The sequence below is a fragment of the Streptomyces sp. NBC_00683 genome, from assembly GCF_036226745.1.
GTDB lineage: Bacteria > Actinomycetota > Actinomycetes > Streptomycetales > Streptomycetaceae > Streptomyces.
The window spans coordinates 8485047-8498130 of the sequence record NZ_CP109013.1 but is presented as its reverse complement, the minus strand read 5'-3'; the positions used below and the strand labels follow the sequence as shown (position 1 = coordinate 8498130).

Genomic DNA, 13084 nt, shown 5'->3' with positions numbered 1-13084 from the left:
TAGGGGGTACGGAGCCGGTTGCTGGTGTTGCACCCGGGGGGACGCGTCCGCCCTTGGATACGCACGAAGCGCGTGTTGTTCTCATCGCGAGTGCGAAATTATTTTGCTGACAGCGCGCCTGACAACACGTCAAAGGGATTACGGGCGGCCACCGGTGGAGCGCGCAACTAGGCCGCGTATCGAAAGTGGATCTTGAGCGATGGATGATTGTGGTTCATGGCGCGGGGAGATCTCACGGATGAACAGTGGTCGGTGCTGGAGCCGTTGTTGCCGAGGGGGACGAAGGCGGGACGGCCGCCCGTCTGGCCCCAGCGGCAGCTGGTCGACGGCATACGGTTCCGGGTCCGGGGGCAATCCCTCGCCCTGTCCCGCGACGGCCGCTTCGTACTCACCGGCACCGGTGAGGGGACCATCCGGCGATGGGAGCTGGACTGGGAACTCGGTACCCGCGAGCCGGCCGACTGGGACCAGGGCGCGGCCCCCTACCTGGGACGAGCTGCTCCAGCTCCTCCAGCACGCCGGATACGGCTGGCTGCGCCCCGAAGGCATTCGGAGCCGACTCGGCCACATGACATGTCGCACGGGGCGCACCGTCCCGTGGTCGCCCGCGCGTCCAGGGCCGATGTCATCTATCCGGCCCTCAAGGAGCAGCCCCGTCAGGTTGGATGGGAGCCATCGTCCGCCACGGGGGAGTTCATGGGCCTGCTCTATAGTGGGCGATCGTCGATGATCATGGGTGGTGTCGGGGGTGGCTTTGGACGAGGCATTCGAGATGCCGGCGGTGTGGCGCGTCGGCGACGTCATCGATGGACGGTACAAGGTCTCCCTGGTGCACGAGCGCGGCGGGATGGGGTTGGTCTACCGGGTCCGGCATCTCGCGTGGGGGATCGACCTGGCGGTGAAGTGCCCGCGCCCGGAGCTGTTCACGAGCGCGGTCGACCGCGAGCGGTTCGTCGATGAGGCGGAGACGTGGGTGTCCCTGGGGCTGCATCCGAACGTCTGCAGTTGCTACTACGTGCGCACGATGGGCGGCATTCCCCGGGTGTTCGCCGAGTACGTCCCCGGCGGGAGCCTGCGCGAGTGGATCGACGACCGGCGGCTCTATCAAGGGGGGCGCCAGGAGGCGCTGGCCCGGATCATGGACGTGGCGATCCAGGTCGCCTGGGGGCTGGCGCATGCCCATGACCGGGGACTGGTCCACCAGGATGTGAAGCCGGACAACGTCCTGCTCGATGGTCACGGCCCGCAGGACCTCGCAGCCAAGGTCACCGACTTCGGGCTGGCGCGGGCGCGTGCGACCGCGGGGACACGGCTCGAAGGCGACAGGCCGTCGGACAGGACCGTGATGGTGCCCACCGGCGGGATGACTCGTGCTTATGCCTCGCCCGAGCAACTGGCCGGGAAAGCTCTGGGACGGCGCAGCGACATCTACAGCTTCGCGGTGTCGGTCTTAGAGATGTTCACCGGCGGAGTCAACTGGATGATCGGCTCCGTCGCCGGTGAGGTGCTCACCGCCTATCGCGCCGGCGGGCCGGAAGAAGACGGACTGCCGCATGCCCCGGATGCTGTGGCCGACTTGCTCGAGCGGTGCTTGGAGGCGGACCCGGCCCGACGACCCCGGACGATGGCCGAAGTCGCCGGCTCCTTGGCGGGCATGTATCGGGACGTTGCGGGACGCTCGTACCCCCGCGTCCAGCCGGCGGCGGCCGATCTGCGGGCGGACGAATGGAACAACCGCGCGCTGTCGCTGGTCGACCTGGGCAGACCCGCCCAGGCGGAGGAGGCGTTCACGGCAGCGCTGAAGGCGGATCCGCGGCACGTGCGGGCCACCTACAACGCCGGCATGTGGCGGTGGCGGCGCGGCGAGATCAGCGATGTGGGACTCCTGGCCGACATCGAAGCGGTCCGCGCCGACACCGGCGACACGTGGCAGGCACGACACGCCCTCGTCCAGGTGCAGCTGGAACGCGCCGACCTCGACGAGGCGCGCGCGCTGGCCGACCGGCTCGTACGCGAGCAGCCGGCAGAGCCCGAGGTCCAGGATGCAGTACGCACCCTGCGTTCAGGAGACCTCACCGGGGCCGGCTGCGTCGACCGGCGCGACCTGCCGTGGGTCGCTCAGCCGCCCGCCTATCGGACCGCGCTACGGCTCACTCCCGACCTGCGGTTCGCGTTCGTCGGGGGCCGTGACGGCATGCTGCGGCTGTGGGACATCCGGAGCGGGAAGTGTCTGGTGGCCATCGAAGGGCACGAACGCGAGATCCGCTACGTCGACGTGAGCGCGGACGGGCGTTTCGCCCTCTCCGGAGGCGCTGACGAGGTCGTGGGGTTCTGGGACCTGGCCGAGGGTCGCTGCCTGGGCCGCGCAACCATCCCTTTCCTGGAGGGGCGGCCCACCCTGGGCGCGATCCGCCAGGTGCGCTTGAGTGGCGACGCCAGTCTGGCACTGTGCGCAACGTCCTACGGGAAGATCTTTTCCTGGGAATTCCACTCCGGCCAAGGCCGAACCGCTCTCGAAGGCCCGGAGGAGCACGGGCGAACGCTCGTGGTGAGCGATGACGCGCGCTGGGCACTGGCGTCCGGGGGCCTGGGCGGAACCGAGGGTGCCACGGTGCGGCTGTGGGACCTGTCCGCCGGACGGCTCCGGCATGTTCTGCGCGGCTCCGGATTCTCCGAGCCGATGGGCATCAGCCCGGACGGCGCGTCAGCCATCACGAGCGGTTCCGACGGGAAGATCCAGGTCTGGGACATCGACAGCGGCACGTGCGTGCGCACGCTCAGCGGACACTCCACGACAGCGTCGGCGGTGTCGCTGAGTACCGACGGCCGGCATGCGGTCAGCGGCGGACGGGACAAGAGCATCCGCTTCTGGGAGCTGGAAACCGGCCGCTGCCTGCGGACCTTCGAGGGTCTGGAGAGCGAGCCGCTCGCGGTCACGCTGAGCCCGGACGGACGGCACGCGGTCTCCGTGGAAGGGGATAGCCACCGCACCTGGGAACTGCCGGGAAGGCACTCCAGCGTGCTGCTGCCGAGCCGGCCGCGGGCGCACGGCGAGGTGAGCCGGCTGAGGGCCCAGGTGGCGGATCTGGCATCGGAGGCGGAGCAGGCACGCGCGTCCAGCCGGTACGTGCACGCACTCGATCTGCTCACGCAGGCAAGGAACACCCCCGGATTCGAAAGAGATCCCGAACTCCTGTCCGCATGGCGGGCCCTGGGTCGCTCAACGGTCCGCGTAGCCCTGCGGTCCGCTTGGCGGGTCAGGACGCTTCGTGCCCATGACCGCCACCTCAACTCGGTCGACGTGTCCGGGGACGGCCGGATCGCCGTGACCGCCGGCAGCGACGGGACGGCAAGACTGTGGGACCTCGAAAGCGGAGCGTGCATCCGCGTCCTCGGCGGTCGCTCCCACCACAATGTCCAGTCGGTCCGGCTGAGCGCCGACGGGCGGTATGTGCTGTCCGGATGCCAGGACGGCACCGTACGGCTGTGGCGCGCCGATGACGGCGAGTGCCTGCGTGTCCTGGACGGGCACCGCCACGGGGTTTTGTGGATGCGGTTCAGCCCCGACGGCCGCTCGGCCCTGGTCGGCGCATCGGGGAACATGATCCGTTTCTGGGACCTCGAGAGCGGCCGACTGCCGATGACGCTGGTGGCCGAGCGCGGACAGGCGGACACGGCCGGAGCCACGGATGGCGAGCGCCTCGTCGCCCACCACGGATACGCCGCCAATTCCGTACAGTTGTGGGACCTGGACAGCGGACAGGGCCTGCTGACCTTGCGGGGGCACGCCGAGCAGCTGACATCAGTGTGCCTGAGTGCTGATCAACGAACCGTACTCTCCAGCGAGCGGACCATCCGGCTGTGGGACACGGCGAGCGGACGATGCGTGCGGGTATTCGACGAGCAGGGGGGCCGGGCGAACGCCGTCCAGCTCAGCGTGGACGGCCGTTTCGCGGTGTCCGGCCACAGCGATTCCCTCGTCCGCGTCTGGGATGTGGAGAGTGGACGCTGCATTCGCGTCCTCGAAGGTCACCGGACAAGTGTGTCCAGCGTCGCCTTGACGCCCGACGGCCGTTTCGCCCTCTCCGGCGATCAGGACGGCACCGTTCAGCTCTGGGAACTCGACTGGGAACTGGCCGCACGCGAACCGGCTGACTGGGACGACGCCGCGTTGTCGCACGTGGAGACCTTCCTCGCCTGGCACCCGACACCGTTGACCGACCGCGATGTGGACACCCTGCTCGGCCGTCTGCGCGACGCTGGCTACGGCTGGTTGCGGCCCGACGGCGTACGTGCCCAGCTCCACCGCCTGGCGACCGCCCCCGCGGCACCCTCCCGAAGGGATGCACGCGAGGCCCTGCGCACCGTCACCGCGAACCCTGAACCGGAGCGGGCGAACACGAAGCTGAAGCCGGTCGGGCTGTACCGGCAGATGTACGAAGGGTGGCTGCAGCACCTCCCCTCCATCCATGAAGCCCGTACGGGGCACGTGCTCAAGGACCGGGCCCAGGTCATCGCATACATGAAGACCGAAAAGTTCGCGGCGATGGACTACATGTCGGGCATCCTCGACCTGCTCGACCAGAAGGAGTACATCCCTGGCGGGCCGTCCTTGCATACGGACGGAGTGTGGGTCTGGCGAACCGACTCGATCCACTACTTCGAGAATCACCAACTGGAAATTCCCCAGGACTTCCTCCGCCACGTACGTGGAAACGACTACCGGCCGCACACCGATCACGCCTTCGACTACGACGATCTCGACCCGTTCATGTAAGCCTGATGCCGGGGTGACGGACGCGTGACCGGGGAGTTCGTCCGGGGGCTCGGTAAGGAGCGGGACGACGAGGACGCGGTGTGGACGGCGCGGCTGAACTCGGATGGGCTGTTCGCGTTTGCGGGGATACCGAAGGGGGCGTGCATGTCTGGGAGACCGCCGCTGGACGGCACGTCCGGACGTGGGAAGGGCATAAGGAGGACATCTACGTGCTGACGCTGACGCCGGACGACCGCTACCTGCTGTCGGGCGGCGCGGACGGCAGCGTGCTGATGCGGGACCTGGACTGGGAACTGATGGTCGCAAGCGATGGCGGTGCGCCGTGAGCGGGGACGCCAGCTACGCCGACAGCGCGCTGTTCGTGCTGGCCCGGGCCCTTGTCGAGGCGCGTTCCGGCCGGGCGGCCGAAGTGGAGCCCGATCATCTGCTGGTGAGGATAGGCACGTTGTGCCGTCCTGACTTGCCGGAGATCCTCGCGCGCCGTCAGCAGGAGCCAGCTCTGCGACGGCCGATAGAAGCCGACGCCCAGCGCGTCACGGAGTGCTTCGCCCGGGCCGGGATCAGCCCGCGCCGTCTGCGCCGGAGTCTGCGCGAGGCCCTCGCCGTCGAGGGCGGCGCAGTTGGGGGCGAACGCCAGCTGAGTCGTGCCGCGCGCCGGGCCTTCCGCCGCGCCACGGAGCTGGCCGGCCCGGAGAAGGCCGACGCCGTACATCTGCTGCGGTCCGTACTCGACGAGCTCACGCCCATGGGACGCAACGTGCTGAAGTCGTACGGGATCAGCGACGCGCCCGCGGTGTTCTTCCCCGCGGCACCCGACACTCCGCATCTCGACCTATACGGACGGGACTTGAGTGCCCTGGCCCGTGCGGGCAAACTGTCGGCGCTCATCGGCCGAGGCGCCGAACTGCGCACCCTCGCCCGTATCCTTGTCCGCCAGCGCAAGGCCAACGCCGTCCTCGTCGGCCATGCCGGCACCGGCAAGACCGGCATCGTCGAAGGCCTCGCCCAGCGGCTGGCCTCGCCCGGCGCGCCCGCCGAGCTGGCCGGGGCGCGGATCGTTGAACTGTCGATGTCGGCTCTGGTGGCGGGCACGAAATACCGCGGGGAATTCGAAGAGCGGATGCAAGCGGTGCTGGATGAGGCGCGGGCCGCGCCGGAAGTGATCCTCTTCATCGACGAACTGCACACCGTCCTGCGGGTCGGCGGACGCGGGGTGAGCGACGCCGCCAATATCCTCAAGCCCGCGCTGGCCCGGGGCGAGCTGCGGTGCATCGGGGCCACGACGCCCGGCGAATACCGTCGCGATATCGAGGACGACCCGGCGCTGCAGCGGCGTTTCGAGGTCGTCTGGGTCGACGAGCCGGACCGGGACGAGGCGGTGGCGATTCTCACCGGCGTCGCGGAATCGTTCATCGCGCACCACGGCGTGCGCATCGAGCCGGGGGCGGTGGCGGCGGCCGTGGATCTGACCATCCGGCACCTGCCCGATCAGCGGCTGCCGGACAAGGCCATCGACGCCCTCGACCAGGCGTGCGCTGCGGCCCGTATCCGAACGCTGAGCCCGGACGCCGCGCCGGAGCCGGCGCTGCGGATCGGCCGGGACGAGGTGGCGGCGGTCGTTGCCGAACGGGCCCTGCTGCCGTTGCAGCAGGTGGCACGGGGGGAGGCGGAGCGGCTGCTGGCCATGGAGGAGCAGCTGCGTCGCTGCGTGGTCGGGCAGGACGAGGCCGTGCGGGCTGTGGCCGAGGCGGTGCGCACCGGGCGGTCGGGGCTGGGCGATCCGCGGCGGCCGGTGGGGGTGCTGCTCTTCGCGGGGCCGACCGGCACGGGGAAGACGGAACTGGCCAAGGCACTGGCCGAGTTCCTCTACGCCGACGAGCGGCGGCTGGTGCGCATCGACCTGTCCGAGTACAAGGAGCGGCATGCGATCTCGCGCCTGCTAGGCGCTCCGCCGGGCTACATAGGGCATGACCGCGAGCGGCAGCTGAGCGGCCCGCTCCGAGATCATCCGCAGAGTGTGGTGCTCTTCGACGAGGTCGAGAAGGCGCATCCGGAGGTCCTCGACGTGCTGCTGCAGATCTGCGACGAGGGTCAGCTGACGGATTCGCGGGGGCGGCGGGTGCAATTCTCGGAGGCGGTGGTGATCCTTACGTCGAATCTGGGGTCGGGGGCGGTTTCGCGGCGGGCCGGTGACTTCGGATTCGCAGGGGCGTCGCCGGCCGGTGTCGCACCCCGGGGCGACGGGTCTGTGCCCGCCGGGCGGGAGGGCTCGTCCTCCGCCGGGCCCGGGTCTACCGACCCTGCGCACCAGCGGGTCTTCGACGCCCTGCGCCAGTACTTGCGTCCCGAACTCCTGGGCCGGATGGGCCGGATCGTCGTCTTCTCCCCACTGTCCGAGGCTGATCTGCACCCCGTCCTCGACAAGCTCCTGGACCGGGTTCATGCCCGGCTTGCCGCCCGCGCCGTCACCCTGACCCTCACCCCCGCCGGCCGCGCGCTGCTCCTGCGCCACGGCACCGACCGCCGCGCCGGCGCCCGCTTCCTCGAGCAGGCGGTCGACCGCCTGCTCGTCCAGCCCCTGGCCCGCGCCCTCCTCACCGGCGATATCCCCGACGGCTCGATGGTCCGGGCGGACGCCGCGGGCGAGGCGCTGTCCTTGACAACGGAGAACTCCTGATGACACCGCCGCCCGCCACCGTCAAGCTCACGCTCGTCAAGGGGCGGCTGGACCCGGCCGAGTACGTCTACGACGACCGCACCACCTGCGTCCTCGGTCGCTCCTCGGACTGCTCCCCGCAGCTGCCGAACGACGAGCACCACCGCACCGTCTCCCGCCATCACTGCCTCATCGACATCAACCCGCCCGATATCCGCATCCGCGACTTCGGCAGCCTCAACGGAACCTATGTCAACGGCGAGAAGATCGGCCAGCGCCGCCAGGGCCTCACTCCTGCCGAGGCCGCGGGCGATTCGTACCCCGAGCGCGATCTGTCCGACGGCGACGAGATCCGCGTCGGCGAGACCGTGCTGCGGGTCGGTGTCACGCGTCAGCAGTCCACCCGCGTCCTCGGCGCCTGCGCCACATGCGGCCGCGAGGTGGGCGGCCGCGACGGCGAAGTGCTGTGCGCGGTCTGCCAGTCGGAGCCTGCCGCCGTGCTGAAGCTGCTGCTGGACCAGGCGAAGGGCGGGCACGTCGACCTCAAGGCCATCCACGGCTACACGGTGCTGCGCGAGCTCGGCCGGGGCGGCATGGGCGCGGTCTATCTGGCGCGACACGAGTCCACCGGAGCGGAGGTGGCGCTCAAGGTGATGCTGCCCAAGGTCGCTGCGAACGCCACGGCCCGGGCCCGCTTCCTGCGCGAGGTGGGGCTGACACGGGCGCTGCGGCATCCGCATGTGGTGGCGTTGCACGACGCGGGCTTCGCCAACGGCACTTTCTATCTGACCACCGAGTACTGCACCGGCGGCAGCCTCGACCGCCTGCTGGCCGGACGCGGCGGCCGCCTCCCCGTCGACGAGGCCGTCCCCCTGGCCCTGCAGGCCCTGCGCGGACTGGAGCACGCCCATAACCGGGGCGTCATCCACCGCGATCTCACCCCGTCCAACATCCTCCTGGACGGCACCATGACGGCGAAGATCGCGGACTTCGGCATCGGCAAGGCCTTCGACCAGGCCGGCCTCAGCGGCCTCACTCGCACCGGCGCCACGGCGGGGAAGCCGATGTTCATGCCACGCCAGCAGGTCATCAACTTCCGCAAGGCGCCGCCCGCGGTGGACGTCTGGGCTCTCGCCGCCTGCCTGTACCAGACGCTAACCGGAAAAACACCCCGCGAGTTCCCGCCCGCGAAGGACCCCTGGCAGGTGGTCCTGCAGGAGCCGGCCATCCCGATCCGCCGCCGCGAGCCCGGCATCCCGGCGCCCCTCGCCGACGTCATCGATCAGGCGCTGCGTGAACGCCCAGAGATAGGTTTCCGGAGTGCGGCGGACTTCCGGGTGGCGCTGGAGCAGGCCTTTTAATCCTCAGAGGGCGGTATGAGAACTGATGCCCGATTCTTCGTTTCGTGCGGGATAATCGGGCAGGTCACGGCGGCATCGGTCGACGACGGCCGAGGCTAGGTGAAGAAGCCTGGCTCGGTCTCGGCCAGGATCCCGCGGTCGGCGGTCCGGGGCGCTTGAGGCGGACGTCGTCGATGTTGTCGGGGGCGACCGCCACGTCCATCGCCTCGCACACCTGTCGCGCACGCAGCGGATGGTCGGCCGCCGTGGACACCGCCATGATGCCTTCGTTGGAGGCCGTGCGGCCGCAGTGGTGGTGTTCGATGATGGTCAGGTGCGGGCGGCCTGGGCGTCGGAGCGGCATGGGGGCCAGCGGGTCCGCTCTCCGCACAGGTCAGCCACCAGGACCCCGAGGATGCTTTGCCGTGCGACCCGTGGGCCCACCCCGGCGCCCACCACCTCGTGCTCACCGACGTCCAAGCGCTCGCCCTGCCTGTTCCGGCAACCGGTGCACTTGGACCTTGGAAGCCGACCGAGGACCTTGTCGACCAGGTCCTGATGCAGCTCCCTCGCCAACGTCCACCGGCGTCGTGACTGCCCGGCGAACGAATTTCGCTGTGTCGGCACCAGTCCCCCAAGTGACGTTACTGGACTGGCGCGACAGTCTCCACTTCCGCCGAGACACCCCGTGAGTGCTGTGCCAGAACCTCACGCCGCTGCGGTCGCAGTCGCACGCAGGTGAGGCCGTGCACAAGACATGCGCCGAAGCCTGGAACGCCGCCCACCCCTTCGAAGTTCGCTTCGTCTCCGACGCGAAGTCCAAGCGGAAGAGCAACGACGACCGCGCCTGACGACCAGACCGCCAAACTCCACGGTGCCCACGCGGGCCCAAAGACCACAGTCACCCCGCACTCCCGACTTCCGATCGGAGGCCAGCCGCCATGAGCGCCGCCCCCACCCTCGCCGAACAAATCCCCTTTCCCCGCCCCGCGACCCCCACCACGTGCCGGACCTCCCCCAATCTGTTCACACATGAGCCCGGCAACACCACCCCCGCGCGGACCGCCGAAGCCCGAAAGATCTGTTCCGCCTGCCCGCTGGCACCGACGTGCCTGAAGTGGGCGCTCGCCAACCCTGACCAGACACAGACCGGGATCTGGGCAGGCACCAACCCGCTGCAATGCCGGATCCTGCGGGCCTACCTGGCGAACCGACTCGGCACCAACTGGGTGCAGGTCCTCGCTGCCCGGGACCGCGCCCTGGCCCGCACCAGGCCGCCCATTGTCCGCGAGGCTCGCATCATTCAGCTGGACAGAGCCTTCAACGGCCCGATGCCGCACCACACCCCAGCAAGGTGCCTGTGCTGGCGCTGCCGTGCCGGGCCCCGCCGCAGACCTTCGCTGGGTCCTGCCGCGGGCCTCCCCTTGGGGGCCCGCGGCCCGAGTGGCGCTGATCGGCTCATCGGCCCTTGAATGGGGCTGCGATCTTGCCCCTCGCCGAACGCAGCAGCTCTCCTGACAGTGCCGGTTGAGACGATGCGTCCTGCGGCTGGATACGCTGCCCCTGCCCCGTTTAACCGTCAACGGCCCCCTTGGAGACCCCCGTCGTGACTGACCTGCCCTGCGAGGTGACCGCGGCCGAGTTCGCTCAGCTACTGGCGAGCATCGACGGCGCGGCACAGCGCGTCGGCTACGGCCGCACGGACGTCCTCGATGTCGGGGAGATTTCCACAGCAACCACCGTCGAACCGGGGCGTGTGCGTGAGCTCCTCGATGGCGCCGAGCCCGAGCACCCGCCGCGCGCCAAGAAGCCGCGCGAAGAGTACTACCGCCAACTGGTCATGAAGCGGCTGAACCTCCTCCGGGCCGGCGAGAGCTACCGGAAGATCGGGAACTCAATCGGCCTGTCCTACGAGACAGTCGGCAATCTCGTGAAGGGGCTCCGTTCCGCCCAGGTCGACTACAACGGCCCCTCGAGGAGCGCTTCGGCGTCAGCCACGGCTTCCTGTCCAAGCCGGAAGGGATCGCTCTGGCCGACCAACTGGTGAGGGTCCGCAACGGTCTCATCGCGGCCGCGCTGCGCGACCAGTTGCTGGCCCTCGGCGGCGAGCAAGCTGCCCTGCGGCACGCCGGAGACGAGCCGCCCTCGCTGCAGACCCTCCTGGACACCCTGGGACGACCTGGTGGCCCAGCGGCAGCGCATCGACGGGAAGTGGTCCCGCCTCGCTGCTTCACCGTCCCGCAGCCTTACCCACCATCTGCCGCCCGCAGCCAGCCGAGCCTTTCACTATGCCCCACCTGCACCCCCTCCTGAGGACTGACGCATGTCACATCCGCCCATCCCACCCACTCCACCCACAGCCCCGCCCCAGGGCCCTCCCGGGTTCGGTCCCACCCCGTACTCGGGTGGACCGCATGGCACCCAGCCGCCGTACGGTCCGATACCGCCCCACTTCCAGCAGCTCCCCAGCGCCTCAGGAAGGCCGGGCAGGACTGGGAAGCGCAGGGCAGCAGTCATCGCAGGCTGTGTCACTGCGGCCCTGGCGGTCCTGGCCGCCGGCATCCTCGCGTTCTTCCACTTCAACGACGGCCAGCAGTCGGCTGCTGACGGGAAGGGGGGCACGTCAGCAAAGGCGTCACCGGCGGCCGTCTCCACACAGAGCCGCGTACTGCTGAACGTGCCACCACCAAAGGAAGAAATAGGAGATGAGGGGCACCGGGGGGACGGCTCATGGGTGACGCCGCACTCGTACGTCTCGGGCGGCCCCGACGCCGTCCTCGGCTATGACCTGGACAGCGGGAAGCCGACCTGGACACTGCCGCTGGACGGCAATCTGTGTCGCGCGTCCAGGGACAGCACCAGCAAGGGCTACGTGGCAGTCGTGTTCGCCGGGTCCAAGAAGCCGTGGAGCAAGTGCACCGAGGTCGCGGTGATCGACATCAACCGGGGCCGCAAGGTGTGGCAGAAGTCTGTGCCCGAGGCCACTCGCGGGCTCGACCTCAGCGTCGCCATCAGCGAGCAGTTCGCCGCGGTCGGTTGGTCGGAAGACGAATCGTGGGGCTTCGCCGTCGACACCGGAAAAACGGCGTGGGACTCACCGCCGCCGGGATGCGGCTACGAGGAGTACCTCGGCGGCAGCACGCTGGCGGGACTCGCATTCTGCGACGGCCACTTCGCGGTGTCACAGCGCGACCCGCGCACCGGCCAACCGTCGCGGACCGTGAAACTGCCCAAGGACGTGGGATACCCGTACCTGGCCTCGGCCGATCCGCTGGTGGTCGCCTCCTATGTCGGCGACGAGTACAACCAGCTCGATGCGAACAGGCTGTGGACCTTCGACACAGACGGCTCGGTCAAGGCGACCATCAAGGTCGGCGATTACGTTCCCGGCTGCCGGAGCGGCACCGGCACCGGGTGCGGCGCCGTCGTGGCCACGCCCGACACCCTCTACCTCGCCAGCGACAAAGAGCACATCATCAGCGGCAACCACATCGCCGCATTCGACATCAGTACGGGCCGCCTCAAATGGACCGTCGAAGGCGGGGGCATGGCCGAACTGCGGCCGCTACGCGCCGACAAGAAGGGCCTCATCGCCTACAAAAACGCTGGATCAGCACGGGAAGGCAGCGGTGTACTCCACCTGGCTGCCGCAGATGGAAAAGAGACCGTACTCCTGGAGCAGCCCGCCGACTTCAAGATCTCCAACACCGCGGAGCAAATGTCCCCCGAGAGGATGACGGAGCCGATCCTCTACGAAGACGGACGGCTCTTCTTCCACCGAAATTCCGGCTACTTCCAAGATGACATCCCCATGACCTACGCCCTCACCATCCACTGACCCTCCACGGGCCTCTGGCGGTCGCTCCCAGCACGGGAGCGACCGCCTTTGTCGTACCCAGGCCAAAAGGGCGATGTCGCGCAGCCCGTGTCCTTTGTCAACGAAGCTAGTGCTGTGACCGCATTGGTTCACCGGGTCGGTGGCTGTGGCAGCTGGATGAGCGATGACGTTAGCCTCGACGGCCAACGAGAACTCCGGACTCTGGCCAACGGCATGCGACGCGACCGCGCAGCCATCCAGGCCGCCCTCACCACGACCTACACCTCCGGGGCCGTCGAAGGCAACGTCACCAGGATCAAGTTGCTCAAGAGACAGATGTACGGCCGGGCCAACTTCGATCTCCTCCGACGCCGCATCCTGCTCTCACCATGATCAAGAATCCACTACCCCTCAAATAGCGACAGAGCCGATTCCCGTGAATCGAGCACGCTCGGCGATGGCTGATCTTGGTGTGTGTCTGGTCTAGGTTTCCG

9 protein-coding genes are annotated in these 13084 nt (G+C 69.1%); all 9 read left to right on the top strand.

The genetic code is table 11. The features are described 5' to 3' along the window. The first annotated feature begins 216 nt into the window (after positions 1-216). The 9 genes from OG257_RS37315 (at position 217) to OG257_RS37020 (ending at position 12983) form a co-directional block, all read left to right on the top strand. The gene (locus OG257_RS37315) at positions 217-960 is read left to right on the top strand and encodes a transposase (RefSeq protein WP_443054540.1); all 744 of its coding nucleotides are present in this window, start codon (positions 217-219) and stop codon (positions 958-960) included. Continuing rightward, positions 848-4777: a protein kinase domain-containing protein gene (locus OG257_RS37055; protein ID WP_443054599.1), complete on the top strand. Its 3930-nt coding sequence runs from the start codon at positions 848-850 to the stop codon at positions 4775-4777. The genes OG257_RS37315 and OG257_RS37055 overlap by 113 nt, the downstream gene beginning before the upstream one ends. An 80-nt stretch (positions 4778-4857) precedes the next feature. Next, a complete protein-coding gene (locus OG257_RS37050) occupies positions 4858-5103 on the top strand; it encodes a hypothetical protein (RefSeq protein WP_329214826.1) in 246 nt (81 codons plus the stop codon). Next, on the top strand, positions 5100-7454 hold the full coding sequence (locus OG257_RS37045; protein WP_329214823.1) for an ATP-dependent Clp protease ATP-binding subunit: 2355 nt from the start codon (positions 5100-5102) through the stop codon (positions 7452-7454). The genes OG257_RS37050 and OG257_RS37045 overlap by 4 nt, the downstream gene beginning before the upstream one ends. Continuing rightward, the gene (locus tag OG257_RS37040; protein WP_329214821.1) at positions 7454-8794 is read left to right on the top strand and encodes a protein kinase domain-containing protein; all 1341 of its coding nucleotides are present in this window, start codon (positions 7454-7456) and stop codon (positions 8792-8794) included. The genes OG257_RS37045 and OG257_RS37040 overlap by 1 nt, the downstream gene beginning before the upstream one ends. A gap of 920 nt (positions 8795-9714) precedes the next feature. Then, complete coding sequence (locus tag OG257_RS37310) at positions 9715-10245, top strand: WhiB family transcriptional regulator (protein WP_443054539.1); 531 nt, start codon at positions 9715-9717, stop codon at positions 10243-10245. A gap of 134 nt (positions 10246-10379) precedes the next feature. After that, positions 10380-10820, top strand: coding sequence for a hypothetical protein (locus OG257_RS37030; RefSeq protein ID WP_329214819.1), 441 nt, complete (start codon positions 10380-10382; stop codon positions 10818-10820). A 276-nt stretch (positions 10821-11096) separates the two neighbouring features. Beyond that, positions 11097-12611, top strand: a complete 1515-nt coding sequence (locus tag OG257_RS37025) for an outer membrane protein assembly factor BamB family protein (protein ID WP_329214817.1) — start codon at positions 11097-11099, stop codon at positions 12609-12611. Positions 12612-12767: 156 nt separating this feature from the next. Then, entirely contained in the window at positions 12768-12983 is a 216-nt protein-coding gene (locus OG257_RS37020) for a transposase (RefSeq protein ID WP_443054538.1), read from the top strand. Positions 12984-13084: the final 101 nt, after the last annotated feature.